The 20715-nt window shown below is 73.2% G+C and carries 19 protein-coding genes; 4 read left to right on the top strand and 15 right to left on the bottom strand.

Annotated features, from left to right (window positions below; all coding sequences use genetic code 11):
• The first annotated feature begins 130 nt into the window (after positions 1–130).
• The 3 genes from E0493_RS19490 to E0493_RS19480 all read left to right on the top strand — a co-directional run bounded on the left by E0493_RS19490 (position 131) and on the right by E0493_RS19480 (position 2303).
• A complete protein-coding gene (locus E0493_RS19490) occupies positions 131–682 on the top strand; it encodes a sugar O-acetyltransferase (RefSeq protein WP_160938927.1) in 552 nt (183 codons plus the stop codon).
• 19 nt (positions 683–701) lie between these two features.
• Positions 702–1436, top strand: a complete 735-nt coding sequence (locus E0493_RS19485) for a FadR/GntR family transcriptional regulator (protein WP_160938926.1) — start codon at positions 702–704, stop codon at positions 1434–1436.
• Between the two features lie 72 nt (positions 1437–1508).
• The gene (locus tag E0493_RS19480) at positions 1509–2303 is read left to right on the top strand and encodes a creatininase family protein (RefSeq protein ID WP_160938925.1); all 795 of its coding nucleotides are present in this window, start codon (positions 1509–1511) and stop codon (positions 2301–2303) included.
• Positions 2304–2628: 325 nt separating this feature from the next.
• On the opposite strand, the gene E0493_RS19475 is transcribed toward E0493_RS19480, so the two are convergent.
• Genes E0493_RS19475 through E0493_RS19460 form a run of 4 tightly spaced genes read right to left on the bottom strand, consistent with a single transcriptional unit; the run spans position 2629 to position 6452 of the window.
• Positions 2629–3078, bottom strand: a complete 450-nt coding sequence (locus tag E0493_RS19475; protein ID WP_160938924.1) for a DNA polymerase III subunit chi — start codon at positions 3076–3078, stop codon at positions 2629–2631.
• Positions 3075–3557: a bleomycin resistance protein gene (locus E0493_RS19470; RefSeq protein WP_160938923.1), complete on the bottom strand. Its 483-nt coding sequence runs from the start codon at positions 3555–3557 to the stop codon at positions 3075–3077. The genes E0493_RS19475 and E0493_RS19470 overlap by 4 nt, the downstream gene beginning before the upstream one ends.
• Positions 3554–4903, bottom strand: coding sequence for a M17 family metallopeptidase (locus E0493_RS19465; RefSeq protein WP_160938922.1), 1350 nt, complete (start codon positions 4901–4903; stop codon positions 3554–3556). Before E0493_RS19465 ends, E0493_RS19470 begins: the two co-directional genes overlap by 4 nt.
• Positions 4904–4955: 52 nt before the next feature.
• The gene (locus tag E0493_RS19460) at positions 4956–6452 is read right to left on the bottom strand and encodes a leucyl aminopeptidase (RefSeq protein ID WP_160938921.1); all 1497 of its coding nucleotides are present in this window, start codon (positions 6450–6452) and stop codon (positions 4956–4958) included.
• Between the two features lie 326 nt (positions 6453–6778).
• On the opposite strand from E0493_RS19460, the gene E0493_RS19455 reads away from it, so the two are divergent.
• The gene (locus E0493_RS19455; protein WP_160938939.1) at positions 6779–7522 is read left to right on the top strand and encodes an SDR family NAD(P)-dependent oxidoreductase; all 744 of its coding nucleotides are present in this window, start codon (positions 6779–6781) and stop codon (positions 7520–7522) included.
• Between the two features lie 171 nt (positions 7523–7693).
• Here the strand turns inward: E0493_RS19455 and rsmA are convergent, their stop codons facing one another.
• The 11 genes from rsmA to rsmI form a co-directional block, all read right to left on the bottom strand.
• Complete coding sequence (rsmA, locus tag E0493_RS19450; protein ID WP_160938938.1) at positions 7694–8521, bottom strand: 16S rRNA (adenine(1518)-N(6)/adenine(1519)-N(6))-dimethyltransferase RsmA; 828 nt, start codon at positions 8519–8521, stop codon at positions 7694–7696.
• 7 nt (positions 8522–8528) lie between these two features.
• On the bottom strand, positions 8529–9896 hold the full coding sequence (locus tag E0493_RS19445; RefSeq protein WP_160938920.1) for a peptidylprolyl isomerase: 1368 nt from the start codon (positions 9894–9896) through the stop codon (positions 8529–8531).
• A 68-nt stretch (positions 9897–9964) separates the two neighbouring features.
• Positions 9965–12196: an LPS-assembly protein LptD gene (locus E0493_RS19440; protein WP_235913894.1), complete on the bottom strand. Its 2232-nt coding sequence runs from the start codon at positions 12194–12196 to the stop codon at positions 9965–9967.
• Between the two features lie 150 nt (positions 12197–12346).
• Positions 12347–13459 (bottom strand): LPS export ABC transporter permease LptG, encoded by a 1113-nt coding sequence (gene lptG / locus E0493_RS19435; protein WP_160938918.1) that lies wholly within the window; start codon positions 13457–13459, stop codon positions 12347–12349.
• A 4-nt stretch (positions 13460–13463) separates the two neighbouring features.
• Positions 13464–14600 (bottom strand): LPS export ABC transporter permease LptF, encoded by a 1137-nt coding sequence (gene lptF, locus E0493_RS19430; RefSeq protein ID WP_160938917.1) that lies wholly within the window; start codon positions 14598–14600, stop codon positions 13464–13466.
• Positions 14601–14813: 213 nt separating this feature from the next.
• The gene (locus tag E0493_RS19425) at positions 14814–15494 is read right to left on the bottom strand and encodes a S1 family peptidase (protein ID WP_160938916.1); all 681 of its coding nucleotides are present in this window, start codon (positions 15492–15494) and stop codon (positions 14814–14816) included.
• Between the two features lie 79 nt (positions 15495–15573).
• A complete protein-coding gene (locus E0493_RS19420; RefSeq protein ID WP_160938915.1) occupies positions 15574–16680 on the bottom strand; it encodes a hypothetical protein in 1107 nt (368 codons plus the stop codon).
• An 80-nt stretch (positions 16681–16760) separates the two neighbouring features.
• Positions 16761–17735, bottom strand: a complete 975-nt coding sequence (locus tag E0493_RS19415) for an L-threonylcarbamoyladenylate synthase (RefSeq protein WP_160938914.1) — start codon at positions 17733–17735, stop codon at positions 16761–16763.
• Complete coding sequence (gene cysQ, locus E0493_RS19410) at positions 17732–18508, bottom strand: 3'(2'),5'-bisphosphate nucleotidase CysQ (protein WP_160938913.1); 777 nt, start codon at positions 18506–18508, stop codon at positions 17732–17734. Before cysQ ends, E0493_RS19415 begins: the two co-directional genes overlap by 4 nt.
• Positions 18509–18584: 76 nt before the next feature.
• Positions 18585–19703, bottom strand: coding sequence for a hypothetical protein (locus E0493_RS19405; RefSeq protein ID WP_160938912.1), 1119 nt, complete (start codon positions 19701–19703; stop codon positions 18585–18587).
• An 88-nt stretch (positions 19704–19791) separates the two neighbouring features.
• Positions 19792–20712 carry a 16S rRNA (cytidine(1402)-2'-O)-methyltransferase gene (gene rsmI / locus E0493_RS19400; RefSeq protein WP_160938911.1) on the bottom strand — a complete coding sequence of 307 codons (921 nt, stop codon included), beginning with the start codon at positions 20710–20712 and terminating at the stop codon, positions 19792–19794.
• Positions 20713–20715: the final 3 nt, after the last annotated feature.

Below are 20715 nucleotides of genomic sequence, written 5' to 3'. Positions count from 1 at the left end.
GGTATTTGTCAAACAGATTTGCAGATTTCTGCTATTTTGGTGTTTACTTTCACTTATCGATTGACAGATTTTACATCTTCCGCAAGGTTGACCTGCCCGCTGGCCGGAAACAACAGGGAGACGAGCCGCCATGGCACGCACGGAAAAGGAAAAGATGCTGGCCGGCGAATTGTACGACGCCGGGGATGCCGAGCTGCAGGCCGACATGATGGCCGCCCGGCACTGGATGGTGCGCTACAACGCCATGCTTGACCGCCCCGCCGCCGAGCGCCGCGCCGTGCTGGCCGAGCGGCTCGCCGCCGTCGGCGAGGGCGCGGTGATCCGCCCGCCCTTCCATTGCGACTATGGCTACAACATCAGCCTCGGCGCCGGCGTCTTCCTGAACTTCAACTGCGTGATCCTGGACGTCGTAGCGGTCACCATCGGCGAGCGCACGCAGATCGGGCCGGGCGTTCAGATCCTGGCGGCGGACCATCCGCGCGATGCGGAAGGGCGCGCCTCGGGCCTGGAGTTCGGCCGCCCCATCCAAATCGGCCGCAACGTCTGGATCGGCGGCGGCGCCATCATCCTGCCCGGCGTGACCATTGGCGACGACGCCCTGATCGGCGCCGGCAGCGTGGTGACGCGGGACGTGCCCGCCGGGGCGACCGCCTTCGGCAACCCCGCCCGGCTGCGGGCCTGAAGCGCAGGGTCGGCCTTCCATGAGCCACCACGACGCCGGCCGCCCCTTGAGCGAGGCGGTCCATGCCAGGCTGCTGGACATGCTGGCCTCGGGGGAGTTCCCGCGGGGCAGCCGCCTGCCGGGCGAGCACGCGCTGGCCGGTCGCTTCGCCGTCTCCCGCCCGGTGCTGCGGCAGGCGCTCGCCCGCCTGCAGGCCGAAGGGCGGATCGAAACGCGCAAGGGCTCCGGCACATTCGTGCGCGAGGCCGCCGTGCGCGAGGCCGCCATGCGCGAGGCCGCGGCATCCCCGCCGCTCAGCCTGGCCTATGGCCCGCTGAACAGCATCCCCGACGTGCGGAGCTTCCTGGAGTTCCGCTGCGGCCTGGAAAGCGAGATGGCGGCCCGCGCCGCCCTCTGCGCCGACTCCGCCGCGCGCGCCGCGCTGCGCCGGGCCGCCCGGGCGCTGGAGGCGGAGGCCGCCGCGGGACGGCCCGCGATCGAGGAGGACATCGCCTTCCATCTCGCCATCGCGCATGCCAGCGGCAACCGGTTCTTCGCGGCCACCCTCGCCGCGCTGTCGGAGCAGACCCGCTTCAGCATCCGCCTCACCCGCGAGCTTTGCACCCTTCCCTCCACCGCGCGCTTCGCCGAGATGCGGGCGGAGCACGACCGCATCCTCGCCGCCGTCGAGGCGGGCGATGCGGCGGCGGCCCATGCGGCCATGGCGGCGCATTTGCGGGGCGGCATCCGCCGGCTCTTCGGCCAGGCCGATTGAGGCGGCCGCCCTTCACGGCCCTCCCGCCCCGTGGTTCCGTGCGCCCTCGACCCGAAGCGGAGGACGAACCCGATGAGCGAAGCCACGGAGAACGCAGTGCGCTGGGAGCGGCTGACCGCCCCCGAGTTGCGCAGCCTGGCGGAGCGCGACGCGCTGGTTGTGCTGCCGGTCGCCTCGCTGGAGCAGCATGGGCCGCACCTGCCGGTCTGGACCGACAGCATGATCGGCCATGCCTGCTGCCTGCGCGCGGCTGAAAAGGCCGCCGACCTGCCCACGGTGGTGCTGCCGCCGATGTGGCAGGGCATGTCGGAGCACCACCTGCCCTATGGCGGCACCATCACGCTGGACTACGCCACCTTCCGCGCGGTGCTCGCCTGCGTCTGCCGCTCGATCAAGGCGCAGGGCTTCCGCAAGCTGTTCCTGGTGAACAGCCACGGCGGCAACATCGACCCGCTGGCGGTGGCCGCGCGCGAGCTGTGCCTGGAATTCGACATGCCCGTGGTGGCCACCACCGTTTTCCACGTCGCCGGCCCGAAGCTGGGCGCGCTGCTGGACACCCAGCCCGGCGTGCAGCACGCCTGCGAGGCGGAGACCAGCTTCTGGCTCGCCCTGGACCCCGGGCAGGTGCGGCAGGACAAGGTGGCCGGCGCGCTCTCCGATCCCTCGACCACGCGCTCCGGCCCCTTCCAGCGCTTCTGGTCCTTCGCCGAGCGCGCCCCGGGCACCGGCGTGATGGGCGATCCGCGCGCCGCCACCGCCGAGAAGGGCATGAAGCTGCTGGAGGTGGTTTCCGATGCCCTGGCCGAGGCGATGCGCGACCCCGTGCTCTGGCGCGCGCCGCACGCCGTCTGGAAGGGCGCGGAATGAAGGCTGGGGGAACGAGTTCCCCCCAATCCCCTTCTTTTCCGGGCGCGCAGCGCTTCTGGCACAGGCCCGCTCCACCACGGAAGCCGCTCCGCTGACCGCCCCCGCGACAATGGTCCGCGGACGTCGCACTGGCCGAGCCGGAAGCCGGCAGGAAGCAAAGGAGGTTCGGGGCTCCGGGGCACGGCCCCGGACAGGCCTGGAACCCTGCTTTCTCCAGGAAGCCGGGGCGGGTTCCCCTTTCTCCCCGGCCTCGCTTCCTTGTTTCAGCAGGCCCAGGCCGCGAACCAACCGGCCAGGAGCAGTACCGCCCAGTGCAATTCCGGCCTCAGGCCTTTCGCTCCCAGCCTCGGCCACCCTGCTGCCAATAGGTCAGGCTGTGCCCGGCCGCCTTGGCCGCTGCCCAGCGGCGGCGCGCGGCGGCGACGGCGGCCTCGTCCTGCCCGTCAAACAGGTCGAGCACGCGGTCGAACGCGCCGAGGTGCGCGCTGTCGGCGCCGTCCACCAGGAACAGGAAGCGTGCGCCGTTCGGCGCCTCGTCCTCGGTGGTGAGCCAGATCGGCTGCAGCTCGGGGTGGCCGATGCCCTGCGGCGAGCCATGCGGCAGCCAGTCCGGGTCGGTGGAGAGCCAGAGCGAGGCATCGAGGCCGGCCAGCCGCGCCGGGTCGCCCACCCGCACCACGGCGCGCCCGCCCTGGCCCAGCACGCGGCCGAGCAGCTTGGGCAGCGCCTGCTCCATCGGCGTGCGGGTCAGGTGATAGAAGCCGATCTCGCTCACGACGCCTCCGCTATGGCTCCCGCTGGCGCAGGCCGCGTTCCCAGGCTTTCGATGAAGCGGAGCAGATAGCCGTCCGGATCCTGCACCAGAAGTTGCCGCTGCCCCGCCTCCAGGGTGCCGGCCCGATACCACGCCTCCGCGACCGGACGGAACAGCGGCCAGCCCTCGTCCTCCAGCGCCGCCAGGATCGGCGCCAGCCCGCGCGTCTCGATCTGGAAGTTGATGCCGCGGCCGAGGGGATGCTCCAGCGGCGCCACCGCCCAGCCGCCATTGTAGCGGCAGAGCATGACCTGCACGGTCAGCGCACCCGGCCCCTCCCGCTCCAGATAGGCGAAGCCCTGTGCGGGCCGCTGATAGGCGATGCGGAAGCCCAGCACCCGCGTCCAGAAGTCGAGGCTGCGGGCGAGGTCGGTGACGTCCAGTTCCGGCACCAGCGGCGCGAAGCCGCTGGCCGGAGGCGCTTCGGCAGGGGTGGTCATCGGCGGTGCGGGTCCTCGAAGCGGCTGGCCACCAGCGCGTCCAGCAGCCGCACGCCGAAGCCGCCCGGGGCGGGCGCGGCACCGGGCGGCCGGTCCGCAGGCTCCTCCGCCATCCCCGCGATGTCCAGATGCGCCCAGGCCGGCGGGCTCCCGCCCAGGAACGCGCTCAGGAAGGCGGCGGCATGGCAGGCGTCGGGCTGTAAGCGCCCGCTGGCGCATTGCCGGAGGTCGGCGATGCCGCTCTCCAGGTCGCGCCGGTGCGCCGCGCCGATCGGCAGCGGCCAAAGGCGCTCGCCCACCGCCTCCCCCGCCGCGCAGAGCGCCGCCGCCAGCGGCGCGTCGTTGCCGAACAGCCCGGCGCGGTGATGGCCGAGGGCGGTGACCACCGCCCCCGTCAGCGTGGCGAGGTCCACCACCGCCTCGGGGCGGAAGGCGCGCACCGCATAGGTCAGCGCATCGGCCAGCACGAGGCGGCCCTCGGCGTCGGTGTCCACCACCTCGACCGTCAGGCCGGACAGGGTGGTGATGATGTCGCCCGGCCGGTAGGCGGCCGCGCCGAGGGCGTTCTCCGCCAGCGGCAGCACGGCGGCCACCGGCGCGGGGCTGTCGCGCAGGGCCAGCGCCAGCATCGCCCCGGCGCAGGCGGCGGCGCCGGCCATGTCGGCCCGCATCGCCTCCATTCCCGCCGCCGGCTTGAGGCAAAGGCCGCCGGTGTCGAAGGTGATGCCCTTCCCCACCAGCACCAGCGGCGGCGCCGCGATGCGGCCGCGCCAGCGCAGCACCACCAGGCGCGGCGGGTTGGCCGAGCCCTCCCCGACCGCCAGCAGCGCGCCGAAGCCCGCCGCCCGCAACCGCCGGCGCCCGAGCACCTGCACCCCGATGCCATGCCGCTCCAGCCGCCGCAGCCGCCTCGCGAAGATTTTCGGGGTCAGCGCGTTGCCGGGGGCGGCGGTGAGCCGGCGCGCCAGGAGCACGCCCTTCAGCACCGCCCGCGCGTCGCGGCAAAGCGGCGCCAGCGCGTCCTCACCACGGTGCCAGAGGTCCAGCCGGAAGCCGCGCGGCGCCTGCAGCAGCGCCCCCATGGCCATCGCCACCGCCTCCTCCGGCCGCAAGGCGCGGGCGTCCAGCACGGCGTGGCGGGTGCCTTCGGGCAGCACCGCCACGGCGGCGGCCCCGGCCTGCCGCCACTCTGGCCCGGGGGCGATCGCCACACCCTCCCGCCAGCGCGCCGTGCCGGGGGTGAAGGGCATGTCCGGCAGCGGTGGCGGATGGTCGGCGCGCCAGGGCAGCAATCGCGGGCGGGCGGCGGCCTTCGGGCCGAGATGGGTCCTGAGGCGCAGGCGCATCGCTCAGCCCCCGGTCGGGGGGCGCCGCCCCCCGGGAGGCCCCGCCATGCCGTCAGCCCTCGTAGTGCTCGGCCACCAGGCGGTCGAGCAGGCGCACGCCGAAGGCGGTGGCGCCTTTCGGCACGGTGGCGCTGTCCTTCGTCGCCCAGGCGGTGCCGGCGATGTCGAGATGCGCCCAGGGCATCGGCCCCTCGCGGGTGTCGATGAAGCGCTGGATGAACTGCGCCGCCGTCACCGAGCCGCCGGGGCGGCCGCCGACGTTCTTCATGTCGGCGATGTCGGACTTCAGCGCCTTGTCATAGGCCTCGCCCAGCGGCATCCGCCACAGCGCCTCGCCCACCGCCGTGCCGGCGGCGGCCAGCTTCTGCGCGAGGTCGTCGTCGTTGCTGAACAGGCCGGCATGCTCGTGGCCGAGCGCGACGATGATGGCGCCGGTGAGCGTCGCGAGGTCCACCATGAAGCGCGGCCTGAAGCGCTCGCGGGCGTACCAGAGCACGTCGGCCAGGACGAGCCGCCCCTCGGCATCGGTGTTGATCACCTCGACGGTCTGGCCGGAAAGCGACTTCACCACGTCGCCCGGCCGCTGCGCCGTGCCGGAGGGCATGTTCTCCACCAGGCCGACCAGCCCGACCGCATCCACCTTGGCGCGGCGCCCGGCCAGCGCCGCCATGGCGCCGATCACCGCACCGGCGCCGGCCATGTCGAACTTCATGTCCTCCATTCCGGCGGCCGGCTTGATCGAGATGCCGCCGGTGTCGAAGGTCACGCCCTTGCCGATGAAGGCGACCGGCCCGGCCTTGCCGTTGCCGTCGCCCTTGCCGGCCTTGCTGGCGCCCTTCCACTGCATGACCACCACGCGCGGCTCCCGCGCGCTGCCCTGCGCCACCCCGAGCAGCGCCCCGAAGCCAAGCTCCTTCAGCGCCTTCGGGCCGAGGATCTCGACCTCCACGCCGAGCTTCTCCAGCTTGCGGCAGCGCTCCGCCATCTCCTCGGGAAACAGCACGTTGGGCGGCTCGCTGACCAGGTCGCGCGCCAGGAAGACGCCGTCCGCCACCGCCGAGAGCGGCGCATGGGCGGCCCGCGCCGCCTCCGGCTCGGTGCTGGCGACGGTCAGGCGCACCAGCTTGGGCTTGTCCTCCGCGCTTTCCTTGGTGCGGTACCGGTCGAAGCGGTAGCTGCGCAGACGGGCGCCAAAGGCCAGCGCGGCCGCCAGCGCCGCGTTCAGCCCCTCGGCCGCTACCATGGCCTCCGGCTCACCGGAGACCAGCGGCCAGGCGGCGCCGCCCGCGGCCTCGGCGCCGCGCTCCTCCGGCGCGGCACCAAGGCCCACCGCGACGACCCGCGAAAGATGCCCCCCCGGGGCCCAGAGCGTGCAGCTCTGCCCCTTCCTGCCCTTGAAGCCAGCCGCCTCCAGCCCGCGCGCGATGGCGCCGCCGGTCGCCTCGTCCGCCTCCTTCGCCAGGCCGGACAGCGTGAAGCCCTCGGCCAGGGGCAGCACCAGTGCACCGGCGCGGGGCAGGGTCGGCTTGACGAAGAGAATGTCGGGCATGCCAGCTTCCATGCGCGGTTCCAGATGACAAAACGATACCACCCTGCCGCCCCGGCGCCAGGGGCAGGCCGGGCTTGCGTGAAGACCGGCGGCTCCCGGGCGGCCGTTGCTTCGATCGAAAGACGTGCCGGAGAAACGGAATTCCCCCCGTCCCCCCTTGCCATTTCCCTGTCGGCTCTGCCGTCCTCGCCGCCCGGAGACGGCTCGGAACCTCCGCCGGAACGGCGCTCGGCCGGCCGCCGGTTCGTCCGGGCTCTACTCACGGCCAGCCGGCTCTGCCATCCTGCCGGGCAAGGAAAACCCAGGGGGGAGGTTCAGGCGTGGCGATGCAGGGTCGTTTCGAGGGGCGCACCGCCGTGGTGACCGGTGCCGCTTCCGGCATCGGGCTGGACGTGGCCACCCGGCTGGCGGCGGAAGGCGCCCGGGTCAGCCTCTGGGACCTGAACGCGGAAGCCCTGGCAGCCGCGCAGGCCGCGAGCGGCGCCGCCGATACCCAGGTGCTGGACATCGCCGATGCCACCCAGGTGGAGCGCGCCATGGCGGCGAGCCTTGAAGCCCTCGGGGGCAGGCTGGACGTGCTGGTGGCCAGCGCCGGCATCACCGGCCCCAACGCCACCGTGCGCGACTATCCCACCGAGGCCTGGCAGCGGGTGATCGACGTCAACCTGAACGGCCTGTTCTACTGCAACCGCGCCGCCGTGCCGGCGATGGAGCGCAACGGATACGGGCGGATCGTCAATGTCGCCTCGGTGGCCGGCAAGGAGGGCAACCCGAACGCCGCCGCCTACAGCGCCTCGAAGGCCGGCGTGATCGGCCTGACCAAGTCGCTCGGCAAGGAACTGGCGCGGACGGAGATCCGGGTGAACTGCGTCACCCCCGCCGCCGTGCGGACGCCGATCTTCGACCAGATGACGCAGCAGCACATCGACTTCATGCTGTCCAAGATCCCGGTCGGCCGCTTCGGCGAAATCGGCGAGGTGACGTCGCTGATCTGCTGGCTGGCCAGCGCGGAATGCTCCTTCAGCACCGGCGCGGTGTTCGACGTCTCCGGCGGCCGCGCGACCTACTGACGGGAAGCAGCAGGGGAGAATGAATTCTTCCCCGCCCCCCGCTTTTTCTTTCCGTGAGTTTCGCGGCGGCAAGGGCGGGCGCCCGCGCCGGGGATGGAGCAGTCCGCCCCGGCCAGGGGAGGGGCCGGGGGCGAGGCACCGCCTCGGGCAACTCCCCCAGGCTTTTCCCCCTCAGCCGCGCGCCAGGACGATCCGCGCCAGCCGGTCGAATTCCGGCACGCTGAGCGTCTCCGCCCGCCGGGTGCCCTCGATTCCCGCCTCCGCGAGCAGCGCCTCCGCGCCGCCGAGCGACTTGAGGCTGGAGCGCAGCATCTTGCGCCGCTGGCCGAAGGCGGCCGCCGTCACCTTCTCCAGCGCCGCCATCAGGGCCGGGTCCGGTGCCTCCGGATGGGGCACGAGATGCACGATGGCGGACCACACCTTGGGCGGCGGGCTGAAGGCGCCGGGCGGCAGGCGCAGCGCCATGCGGCAGGCGCAACGCCACTGGGACAGCACGGCGAGCCGCCCGTAATGCTCCGTGTCGGGGGCGGCGACGATGCGCTCGGCCACTTCCTGCTGGAACATCAGCGTCAGGCTCTCGAACCGTGCCGCCTCGCGCAGCCAGCCGATCAGCAGCGGCGTGCCCACGTTGTAGGGCAGGTTCGCCACCACTTTGCGCGGCGCCGGCAGCAGGCTTTCCGTCTCGGCCTTCAGCGCGTCGCCCTCGACGATGCGCAGCCGGCCGGGATAGGCGCCGGCCAGCTCCTCCAGCACGGCGATGGCGCGGCGGTCCAGTTCCACCGCCACCACCTCGGCGGCGGGGCTGTCGAGCAGCGCGCGGGTCAGGCCGCCGGGGCCGGGGCCGACCTCCAGCACGTGCCGCCCTTGCAGCGGCGCGGCGAGGGCGGCGATGCGGGCGCAAAGCGTGGCATCCAGCAGGAAGTGCTGGCCAAGCGCCTTGCGCGCGGCCAGCCCGTGCCTCGCGACGGTCTCGGCGAGCGGGGGAAGCGGCGGGGCGATGGCCGGATCAGCTCCGCATGTCGATCTGCGCGCGCCGGCGCAGGTCGCGCTGCAACTGGCGCGAGGTCAGCTCGATGCGGTCGCGCAGGATCTGCAGCCGCGCCTGGTCCGCCGTCAGCTCGGCCAGGTTGCGCGTCTCCTTGGAGCAGACGGCGATCACCAGCACGCCCTCGGGCGTGACCAGCGGCTGGCTGGCGCGGCCGACCGGCAGGCCGGCGACGATGTTGCGCAGCGGCGGCGGCTGCAGCGACTCCAGCCGCAGCTCCCCGCCCGGATCGGCCGGCCGGTCGGAGCCGCGCCCGGCGGCCTCCACGGTGGAGCAGCCCCTGCCCTCCAGCGCGCGCGCGCGCTCCACCGCCTGCACCTGCTGCTGCGTCGGCGCCTGCGGGTTCAGCGCGCCGACAAAGGGAAAGAAGGCCTGCCGGATGGTGACCATGGTGGCGAGGTCCCGCCCCGTCTCCCGCTTCTGCCGGAGCGCGATGATCTGGAACCCGCCGGGCACCCGGATCGGGTTGGCGATGGCGCCGACCGGCATCCGGCGCAGCACGTCGGCCACGGCGGGGTCGAACTCGTCCGGCCGGGACCAGCCCATGTCGCCGCCCTGCAGGGCGCTCTGGCTCTGGCTGAACTGCGTGGCGGCGGCGGGGAACGGCACGCCGGAGCGGAGCTGGCCGGTGACGTCGTCCACGAAGCGGCGCACCTCGGGTTCGGTCACGGGGTCGTCCACTGGGATGAAGATCTCGGAGGCCAGGTATTCCGGCTCGCCGACGCGGGCCTTGCGGGCGGCCATGTATTCCTCGACCCGCGCCGGCTCGACCTGCGCCTGCGCCCCGAGCTGCTGCCGCACCAGGCGCGACCAGCCGATCTGCGTGCGGATCTGGTCGTAAAGCGCGCGGGGCTCGACGCCAGCGGCGCGAAGCTGCGCCGCCAGGCCGCCGGACGGCATGCCGTTGCGCTGCTCGATCTCGGCCACCGCGGCGGCGATGTCGGCATCCGAAACCGGAACGCGGCGCCGCTGCACCTCCTGCATCCGCAGCCGCTCGTCCACCAGCAGGCGCGTCACCTGGGGGCGCAGCCGCGCCACCACCTCGGGCGCGGCGCGCATGCCGGCGTTCAGCGCGAAGAGGCGGGCGCGCTCCGTCACCTCATTGGCGGTGACGATGTCGCCATTCACCACGGCGACGATGTGGTTGGCGTCGTCCGCCGCCGCCGCTGGCCGGCCCTGCGCCTGGGCGGGCGCGGCCATGGCCGCCGACAGGCCGAGCGGCAGGCCCAATGGAAGAGCCAGGGGCAGCGCGAGGGCCAGGGCACAGGCCACCCTTGAGGCCAGCCGGACCGGACGCGGAGCACGGAGGGGAGCGGAGGCGAGTCGCATGGCGGGTTTCCTAGGCCGTGCGGCGCGGCGCCGCCAGCCTCAATTGCGCGGGGTGCGGCACCCCGCCGTCAGATGGCCCGGAAGCCGAAATCGCCCACGGTCTTGAAGGACAGGCGGAACAGCAGGACCGTATCCGAGGTGTAGTAGGACGCGCTGATCGGGTCGGCATAGGTGCGGGCGAAACGGGTGTCGAAGATCAGGCACTCGTCCTCATAGGTGAGGCTGACCCCGGCGGCGACGGCGCGGTCCTGCTCCAGGTCGTAGCGCCCGAAGGCGCCGGCCCGCCAGTAGCGGGTGATCTGGCCGCTGACGGCACCGCCCACCTCGCGCCGCTCCTGCTGCGTGGTCAGCGCGGCGGAGGGAACGGTGTAGAGATAGGTGGCGCTGATGCTGCCCCGGCCGAAGCTGACGCGGCCCTGCGTTTCGATCAGCCGGGGCGTCAGCCCGTCCTTGTCGAGCCGGGTGCGCGCCACCAGGCTGAGCCAGGGCACCGGCGAGAGCCGCACCCGCCCGACCCAGTCGGAGGCCTTGTCCTCGAGCCCCGAGCCTTCCTCGAAGACCTCCTCGCGGCTGGCCCGGTAGGAGCGGCCCACGAGCCCTTCGAGCTGGCCGCCATTGGGGAAGAACCAGGCGCCGCGCAGCGCCGCGTCCACCCGCGTGCCGCCCTCCTGCCGGTCGCGCCCGGGAAAGCGGTTCAGCTCGAACAGGTTGGCGTCGGTGAACTCGAACTCCAGGCTGTCCTCGTTCGGGATCAGCGTCTGCCGGCCCATGGAGGGGCCGGTGACCACCTGCACGCGCGGCTCGATCAGCTGGCTGCCGTATTCGCCGGCGCCGCGCAGCAAGGGCAGGCGCCAGTCCAGGCCCAGCCGGACGTTGCCGCGCGCCTCCTCGACCGAGCCCTGGCGGGCGAAGTTGGGCGCGAGGTCGAGGTCGTCGGCCCAGTAGCCCATGCCGTCGGCCTGCATGCGGACCGTCCAGACCTGGCCCCAGCGGTCCACGCGCGGCAGCTCGTAGCGCAGGCGCGACGCCAGGCGGCGGGTGTCCGTGCCCTCGCTGCGCGACAGGGCGAAGGCGCTCGCGTCCATGGTGAAGTAGCCGCCGAGGCTGTCGCGCCCCCACCAGTGGTCGGCGAACAGGTTGGGCAGCACCAGCGGGATCCGGCCGGTGTCGTCGATCTCCGAGAGGCCCTGGTAGCCGCGCGCGTCGATGCGGGCATAGGTTTCCGCGCCCCAGAAGCCCTCGGCGTAGATGTCGGAGGCCAGGGAGCGCTGGGAGGGGTAGCGCCAGGCCCGCAGATAGGCCTCGCTGCTGGCGCGGTTGAAGCTGAAGCCGGTGCGCCAGTGCTCGTCGAGGGCGAACTGGCCGCGGCTGAAGATATGCGCGCCCAGCCCTTCCTCGTCCTTGGCGCCGTCGCGCTGGCCAAAGGAGCCGGAGGCCGAGATCTCGCCGGCGTTGAAGCGGCGGCGGTAGGCCCAGCCCAGCCCGGGGTCCTGCTTGGTGGACAGCGTGGGCGAGAGGGTCAGGTCCTGGCTCGGGTCGATGGCCCAGTAGTAGGGCGTCGTCACGAAGCCGCCGAGAAAGCTCGAGGTGCCCAGCGTCGGCGTCAGGAAGCCGGAGGCGCGCGGCGCCGAAGGGTCGGGGTGCGAAAGATAGGGCGTGTAGAGCACCGGCACGCCGTCCATCAGGAGCGTGGCGTCGCGGTAGCGCAGCCGCTTCTCCTCCTGGTCGTGCGTGGCGTAGCGGGCGCGCAGCTCCCAGAGCGGCGGCTCGGTCGGGTCCTCGGCGCAAAGGTCGCAGGAGGAATAGAGCACCCGCGAAAGGTCGAGGATGGAACCGCCGGTGCGGCGGGCGCCGTTGGCCACCAGCCGGCCGTTCTGTGCCAGCCGGGCGGAAAGGCCTTCCAGCACGCCGTCGCGCAGGTTGCCGGTCAGCTCGGCGCGGTCGGCGAAGAGCACCTGGCCGTCCGGCTGCAACAGCTGCACATGCCCCTCGGCGGTGGCGATGCCGGTGTTGCGGTCGAAGGTGAAGCGGTCGGCGCGCAGGATGCGCTCGTTCTGCCAGGCCTCCACCGCGCCGCTCGCGATCACGAGGTTGCGCTCGCGGTCATACTCCACCGACTCGGCGGTGAAGGTGACGGGCGCGTTGTTGCCGCTCTGCTGCGGAGGGGCGGCGGGCGGCGGGGCGGCGGGCTGCGCGGGCGGGGTCGCGGCGCTGGGCTGCGCCGAGGCGCCACTAAGGGGCTGCGTCACGCCGCGGCCGGCCGGCACCATCATGGAGAGCAGCGCGGCACTGCCCAGCAACGCGGCGCGCCAGCCGCCTGCCCGCGGCCACCGCCCGGGCTTCCTGTTCCCAGCCGGGCTTGCCCCGGCGTCGCGCATGGCTCGGTCCATGCCGCCTGCATAGCCGCTTCCCCGGGCGGCGGCGAGAGGGCTTGGGCAGGGCGGCGCGCGTCAGCCGTCCTCGACATAGAGCAGCAGGGTCAGCGCCAGCAGCAGCCCCGCCACCGAGGGCACCCAGGCGGCCAGCACCACCGGCAGGGTGCCGGCCTGGCCGAACTCCTCCACCACCTTGTCCAGCAGGAACAGCACGAAGCCGGCGGCGACGCCGGCGCCCATCATCTGCGCCACGCCGCCGCGCCGCGCATGGCGCATGGAGAAGCCAGCCGCGAGCAGCGCCATGGCCACCGCCAGCAGCGGCAGCGACAGCAGCGACTGGAACTGCAGCCGGTGCCGCACCGCCGAGAAGCCGGAGCTTTCCAGCACCTTGATGAAGTCCGGCAGCGCCCAGAAGGAGAGCGTGTCGGGGCTGGCGAAGCTTTCCTCGATGCGGTCGGGGGTCAGGGTGGTCGCCATGCGCTGCGTCTCGGGCGCCGAGGGCAGGCGGTTGGCGCCGAAGGCCACCGCGTCCTGCAGCACCCAGGCGCCCGGCACCAGCCGCGCCTGCGGCGACTCGACCCGCCCCAGCGGCCGGTCGTCGGCCGAAAGCCGCCAGAGCGAGACGTCGCGCAGCACGAAGCCCTGCGAGCCGACCTCCGGCACGCCGGCCATGATGGCGACGCCGCCCGGCTCCAGGCTGGCATCGGCCTGGCGCAGCCAGAGCCGCCCGCCGGCCAGCGAGCTGAGCCCGGCGGCGTTGCGCAGGTAGGTGGCATCGAGCCGCTCGGCGCGCGACAGCATGGCGGCGGAAAGCGGCGACAGCACCGTGGTCGCCAGTCCGCCCAGGCAGGCGGCGACGAAGACGGGGCCCAGCAGGAAGCTCCAGGCGGAGATGCCGGCGGCGCGTGCCACCACCAGCTCGGAAGCGCGCGAGAGGCGCCAGAAGGCGAGGATGCCGCCCAGCAGGATGGCGAATGGCAGGATCTGCATCACCACGAAAGGCAGCCGCAGCGAGGCGATGGAGGAGACCAGCAGGAAGCCGGCATCCGGGCGGGTGGCGGCGCGGCGCAGCAGCTCGATGAAGTCGAACAGCGCGACCAGCGCGGTCAGCGCCGCCGTCATCGCCAGCACCATGCCGGCGAAGCGGCGGCCGATGTAGAGCGAGAGCGTGATGGAGAAGGCGGGCATCGGCTCAGCCCTCCGCCGCGCCGGGGCGCCGGCGGGGCAGGCCGGGGCTGCCGGAGAGCACCCAGGCCGAGATCACCGCCGGCCCGATGGCGTGCAGCCAGATCAGCGGGATGAAGCGGTTGTCGCGCGCCGCCAGGTTGCCGATGGAGAGACCCACCGCCAGCAGCCCCACCACCAGCCCGACGCCGATCACCGCCGGCCGCCAGTCGCCGTAGCGGCGGAAGCCGCTGGCCAGCGCGGTGGCCAGCCCCACCATGGCGAAGGACAGCGCGGTGAAGGGCGAGGCGAGGCGCTGGTGCCCCTCGGCGCGGAATTTGCGGAGATCGCGCTCCGGCAGGTTCTCCGCCGGATCCGGGCGCAGCAGCTCGGACACGGAACGCTCCCGCGAGTCCCGGTTGCGCACGGGCTCGGGCGTGGAGCGGGCGGTGGTGGCAAGGTCCAGGTTGTTCTGGGCGAAGGACAGGGTGGAGAGGCGCGGGCCGTGTGTGGCGGTGGCGGGCTCCAGCTGCTGCCGCACCCCGTTCAGCAGCACCACGCGCGGGCCATTGCCGGTGGAGACCAGCCGCCCCTCCTCCGCCATGATGGTGACCGGCGCACCCGGTTCGCGCGTGTCGTGCACCAGGATGCCGCGCAGCGTCCCGTCCGGGTTGCGGCGGCGGGCATAGACCGTCAGGTCGTCGCCCAGGCTGCTGAACACGCCTTCCTGCAGCAGGATCGCCGCCATCTCATTGCGGATCTCGTACTGCCAGGTGCGGAAGGCGGCATGGCTCACCGGCACCAGCCAGAGCTGCAGCGCAAGGCCCAGCGCGGTGGCGACGCCGGCCAGCAGCAGGGCCGGGCGGGAAAGCCGCCAATCCGAAAGGCCGGCGGCGCGCATCACCACCAGCTCGCGGTCGGCGTTCAGCCTGACATAGGTGAACAGCGTCACGATGAAGGTGGTGATCGGCAGGATCACCGCGAAGAAGCTCGGCAGCAGCAGACCGGTCAGCTCGATGAAGACGGCGAGCGAAAGGCCGCGGTCCAGCACCAGCTCGATGAAGCGCAGGCTCTGGGTCAGCCAGATCAGGGCGGCCAGCCCGATGGTGACGGCCAGCAGCGCGATGCCGAGCTGGCGGAACAGGTAGCGGTCGAGACGGGTCATGCGGGCGGGAACTACCTCTGGCAGGCTGGCCCAGGATGTAGGCCCCCCCGGCGCGAGCCGCCACCCCGCCGGGCGGAAGGAAGGCCGGGGGAAGCATCCCCCAAGACCCCTTCCTTTCCGCCGGTTTCCCGCGCTGGCGGGGAGCGCAGATCGGCGAATGCAGACCGGAGAACGAAAGACTGGGGGCTCGGAGGAACTCCTTCCCCGGGCCTTCTATTCGCCGAGAAAGGCGCGCAGCACCGGCGCGGGCACGATGCGGGTATGCACCCGCCCCGCGATCTCCTCGCGGTGGCTGACCAGCCCCATCAGGCAGGACTGCCGCGCATCGATCACCGCGCCGCCCGATTCGCCGGGCTCCAGCGGCAGCGAGAGTTCGGCATAGCCGCCGTGCAGCGGGTCCGCCTCCCGCATCAGCGCCGTGATCTGGCCGCTGGCCTCGCGGCGCGGGGTCACCACCCGCACCCGCTCGCCGGGGCGGGGGCCATCGGGGCAAAGGTGCAGGGCCGGCAAGCCGGGCGGCGGGGCCGCCACGCGTAGCAGCGCCACGTCCCGCCCGCCGACATAGAAGGTGCCCAGGCCCGCCTGCAGGTCGGCCTGCCCGCTGCGCATCAGTTCGGCCGGCAGGTCGTGGCTGCCCAAACGCACCCAGGGCGGCGCGGCGCCGCCGGCACAGCCATGCAGCAGCGGCTGGGTGCCGTCCACCAGATGCGCCGCCGTCAGGAAGCGCCGCTGGCCGATATAGACCGCAGCCCCGGCCGAGATGCAGTCCGGCGCCAGCCCCGCGCGCAGCCCGGCCAGCCCGGCACGCTGCGGCGCGGCCGGTGCGCAACCTGCCATCAGCGGCATCAGCAGGAGAAGGAAAAGGCGGCACAGCGGGCGAGCGGGAAGGCGCATGGAAGAACCGCCTGCAAGACCCGCACGGCGGCGGGCGAAGCGTCAGCATGGCCTAGCCGCCGCGCCGCGCCCAGGCCTTTCACGGCACTTTGAGGAAGAAGCTCTTGGCCCGCGCCTCGCGCCCGCGGAGCAGGCTGGTGCGGATCTGCCGCACCGTCCGCTGGCCGACATTGCGCTCGTAATAGCCTTCATCCTCCGGCAGGCGGTCCATCAGAACGCGCCAGATCTCCTCCACGTCGGCGCGGGTGGCCAGCCGGTCGGGGTTGAACAGGCGCTTGCGCATCTCGGCGAGATGCGGCTCCAGCTGCTCCTGGCGGATGCGCGCGTGATGGGCGCGCTTGGCCTGGATGAGCGCCTCGAGCTGCCCGGCGGCCAGCCGCGGCGGCTCCGGCGGCAGCGCGGTGGCGACCTCCGTGCCCTCGAAGCCGTGCCGGGCGAAGCTCGCCGCGCTGAAGGACTGCCCCTGCTTGCCGATGTAGCGCGCATAGCACACGTCGGTGTTGATGCGGCCGAAGCCGAGCTCGGCGCAGGCCATGGTCTTGGAGACGTCCTGGGAGGACTGGGTGCTGGCCACCGCCTTGCCCAGGTAGGCCTCGACCAGCCGCAGATGCGGGCGGGCCTGGTAGTCGCTTTCCCGCCAGATCTGCAGGAAGGGAGCCAGCCAGGGCTGCATGGCCTGCCAGCACCGCCGCGTCAGCCCGAAGCCCCAGTGGTGTTCGAGCGGAATGAAGCCGGGGCGCTGCGGGTCGCCGGGGGCACGGTGATTGCCGTAGGCCGCGAAGTACCCGAGGCGAGAATGCGCCGGCAGTTGCGCGCGGATCGCCTCCAGCGTGGCGAGGTAGAACGGCCCGAGTTCGAGGTCCTCCTCGAAGAAATAGCCCACCTCGGCCTTCAGCGTCTCGAAGACGAGCGATTCGCCGCGCTGCAGGTTCAGCGCGATGCCCAGGTTCTGCGGCGCGGCATGCACCTGGCCCTGCGGAAAGACACGGCGGAAGGCCGCGACATTGGCCTCGATCGCCGCATCCTCGGCGAAGCGCACGCCGGAGCGGGGCGAGACGGCGCCGTCCTGCAGCAGGTGCACCTCGGCCTCGTTGAGCGCCACGCCCCGCTGCGCCTGCAGGGAAAGGCACAGGCGCTCCAGATAGTCGGGGCGGTTGAAGGCGTAGATGACGATCGGCGTCGTCAAGGGCGGCGATGGTTCCATCGGCGGTGCGGAGGCGCCCCCTGCTCGTCAACCCCGGCGATATCCGGCGCGGGCACGGCCCGTCAAGCCGGCGGCCGGGGCGCCGCGGCGCGCGCCAGCCGGTCGTTGATCGCGGCGCCCAGGCCCTCAGGCGGCACCGGCATGGCGGCGATGCCGGCAAGGCCGCGGCGGCGCCCCTCCGCGTCCAGCCAGCGCAGCCCGGCGAACAGGCGGGCCGCCGCCTCCACCGGGTCGCGCCCTTCGCTGAGCTGCCAGGTCGCGCCGGCGCCCGGCAGCGGCGGTCCGAAGGCCAGCAGCGCCTCGTCCGGTCCGACGGAGGCGGCGTCTAGCCGGACCGGCAGGCCCGGCGCGTAGTGCGAGCTCATCATGCCCGGCGCCTTGAGGCCGCCTTCGGCCTCGGCCACCGCGCCGGGCCGGCCGAGCGGCCCGAGCAGCGCCGCCAGCGCCGCCTCCGGCACGCCGCCGGGGCGCAGCAGCAGCGGCTGCGGGCCGGTGAGGTCGAGCACCGTGCTCTCCAGCCCGACCGGGCAGGCGCCGCCGTCCAGCACCGCCTCGATCCGTCCCTCCAGCCCGTCCAGCACATGCGCGGCGGTGGTGGGCGAGACCGCGCCCGAGCGGTTGGCGGAAGGCGCGGCGACCGGCACCCCGGCTTCCCGCAGCAACGCCCGCGCCAGCGGATGCGCCGGCACCCGCACGGCCAGCGAAGGCAGCCCGGCGCCGGTCAGCGGGTCGATGCGGCTGCGCTCCGCGCGCGGCAGCACCAGGGTGAGCGGCCCCGGCCAGAAGCGCCCCGCCACGAGCCGCGCGCGGTCATCCGCCCGCACCTCGGCGAAGGCGGCCTCCGCCGCGGCGAAATGACTGATCAGCGGGTTGAAGCGCGGCCGGCCCTTGGCGGCGAAGATGCGCGCCACCGCGGCGGCATTGCCGGCATCGGCGCCCAGCCCATAGACCGTCTCGGTCGGGAAGGCGACCAGCCCGCCCGCGCGCAGCAGCGCGGCGGCGCGCGTCAGCTGCTCCGGGGCCAGCCGCTCCGTCATGCCGCCCCGGGGCTTTCCGCCCCCTGGCAGAGGAAGGGGGGGTTCTCCCAGCCCGGCTTGCCATAGGCCAGCGGCCGGCCGTCGAAGTCGGTGCAGCGGCCACCCGCGGCCAGCAGCACCGCCTCGGGCGCCGCCGTGTCCCATTCCATGGTGCGGCCGAAGCGCGGGTAGAGGTCGCCCACGCCCTCAGCCAGGCGGCAGAACTTCACCGCCGAGCCCATGTTGACGATGCGCTGCACCTTCCGCCCCTCCAGGAAGCGCGGCAGGCGCGGGTCGTCCTTGTAGTGGCGGCTGGCCATGACAACGAGGCCCTCCCCCGGCACCTGGCGGGCACGGATGGGGCGGCGGCCGCCGGCATCCTCCTTCCAGGCGCCGGTGCCCGGGATGCCGGTGAACAGCTCCCCCGTTGCCGGGATGGCGACGGCGCCGAGCTTCGGCCGCCCGTTCTCGATCAGGCCGATATTGACGGTGAACTCCGCCCGGCCGGCGGCGAACTCGCGGGTGCCGTCCAGCGGGTCCACCAGCCAGTAGCGCGGGCTGGCGGCGAGCAGCGCACCGCCGGAGACCTCCTCCTCCGCCACCACCGGGATGTCCGGCACGGCCTCGCGCAGGCCCTCGGCGATGATCGCCTCCGCCAGCCGGTCGGCGGCGGTGACGGGGCTGAGGTCGTCCTTGTGCTCCACCGCGAAGCCGGCGTCGCGCACGGTGAGGATGGCGGCGGCGGCACGCTGGGCGAGCCGCGCAGCGAGGTCGAGGAGGTCGGAATCGGTCATTCTGCGGCGGGAGTGTAGCACCGGAGGCGCGCGGGCGGGGCCGGGGCGGGCAAAAAAGCCGCCCGGCCGCGCCCGCTCACTCGCGGAAGTTGCGCCCGCGATACTCCCGGCTGTTCAGCATGATGTTGCGCAGCTGCCGCACCGGGCTGCGGCCGGCATACTGCTCATAGATGTGGTCGCCCTCCGGCAGGCGGTCGAGCAGCAGGCGGTAGAGCTGCTCGATGTCCTCGCGCGTCGCCATCCGCTCCGGGTCCCAGTGGCGGGCGGAATAGCGTTGCAGGAAGCCGCCGAACTCCAGCTGCCGGAAACGGCGGAAATGCTCCTGCTGCCGCCGCAGGATGGCGGTGACGCGCTCGACGCTGGGCGGCTCCACGGGCAGATCGCCGCGCTCCACCGCCTCCATCCGGTCGTAGCCCATCTCGCGGAAGCGGCGCTCGCTGAAGGAGGCGCCCTTCTCGCCGATGTAGCGGGCGAAGCACGTGTCCGTCATGGCGCGGGCGATGCCGAGCTGGGCGCAGGCCACCGCCTTCAGCGCGTCCTGCGAGGACTTGTCGATCGCCATCTCCTGGCCTTCCAGGAAGCGGTAGACGGCGAGGTGGTTGCGGTTGGGGTAGTCGGTCTTCTCCAGGATGGCGAAATACGGTCTGAGCCAGGCCTGGATGCGCTGCCAGGCGTCCCGCCGCAGCGCGAAGCCCCAGTGATGGTCGAGCGGCACCAGCCGCACCCGGTTCGGGTCCGGGATGGCCCGGTGGTCGCCATAGGCGGCGAAATAGCCGACCTCCGGGAAGGGCGCGAAGGCCGCGCGCAGCCGCTCCATCATCAGCAGATAGGCGGGGCCGAGCTCCAGGTCGTCCTCGAAGAAATAGGCGATCTCGGCGCCCAGTGTCTCGAAGGCATGCGCCTCGCCGCGCCGGATGTTGAGGGCGATGCCGAGGTTCTCGGCGCTGGCCAGCACCTGCCCCTGCGGAAAGGCGGCGCGGAACACGGTGACGCTTTCGGCCATGGCCGCGTCCTCGGCGTAGCGCACGCCGGAGCGGCGCGAAACCGGCCCGTCCTGCAGCAGGCAGATCCGCCGCTCGTCCAGCGTGACGCCCTGCTGCGCCTTCAGCGAGGCGCAGAGGCGCCCCAGGTAGTTCGGCCGATCGAAGCCAAAAATGACGATCGGCGCATCCATCACGTGCGCGGCGTCTGCCATACCGGTCCCGCTCTCCCCATCGCCCAGCGGCCGGTGCCCTTCCCGCCTGCGCGCGGATAGGTAGGGAATCCGCCTCGGCGGGGCAACGTCATTCCGCCCCGCGCAGCTGCAGCGCGCGCGCATAGACCTGCTTGCGCGGCAGCCCCGTGGCGGTCGCCACCAGGGCCGCGGCGTCGCGCAGGCTCTCGCCGGCGGCAAGCGCCGCCCGCAGCCGCTCGTCCAGGCTGGCCTCGGCCTCGGGCGGCTCGTCGCCGGCGGGCCCGACCACCAGCACCACCTCGCCGCGCGCCGCATTGGCCTGATAGTGCGCCGCCAGCTCCTCCAGCGTGCCGCGGCGCACCTCCTCGAAGCGCTTGGTCAGTTCGCGCGCCACCGCGGCGGGGCGCGGGCCCAAGGCGGTGGCCATGGCGGCCAGGGTCTCCGCCAGCCGGTGCGGCGCCTCATAGAAAATCAGCGTGGCGGAAAGGCCGGCGCGCTCGGCGGCGCGCAGCCTGGCCAGGGCGGCGGCCCGGGCGGCCTCGCGCGGCGGCAGGAAGCCCTGGAACAGGAAGGGATGCGGCGGCAGGCCGGAAAGCGTCAGCGCCATCACCGCCGCGTTCGGGCCCGGCACGGCGGAGACGGCGATGCCCCCGGCGATGGCGGCGCGCACAAGCTGGTAGCCGGGGTCGCTCATCAGCGGCGTGCCTGCATCCGAAACCAGCGCGAGGCGTTCACCCGCTGCCATGCGCGTCACGAGGCGCGGGGTCGCGGCCTCCTCATTGTGCTCGTGCAGCGGCAGCAGCTTCGCGGAAACGCCATGTCGCGCCAGCATCGGGGCTGTTACCCTGGTATCCTCGCAGAGCACCGCGTCGGCCGCGCGCAACGTGGCCAGGGCGCGGGGCGCGAGGTCGCCGAGATTGCCGATCGGCGTCGCCACCAGTGTCAGCCCCGGCCTGCTGCCCGGGGGAGGGGAGGTTTCACTTGCTGCTTCCGTGGTCCCGTTCTCGTCCTGCTGCAAAGGCGGCTGCATCGG

Origin of the sequence: Teichococcus coralli (assembly GCF_009829925.1) — a bacterium.
Classification (GTDB): Bacteria; Pseudomonadota; Alphaproteobacteria; order Acetobacterales; family Acetobacteraceae; genus Pseudoroseomonas; species Pseudoroseomonas coralli.
The sequence above is the reverse complement of the archived record's forward strand: the minus strand, read 5'-3'. Positions and strand labels throughout refer to the sequence as shown.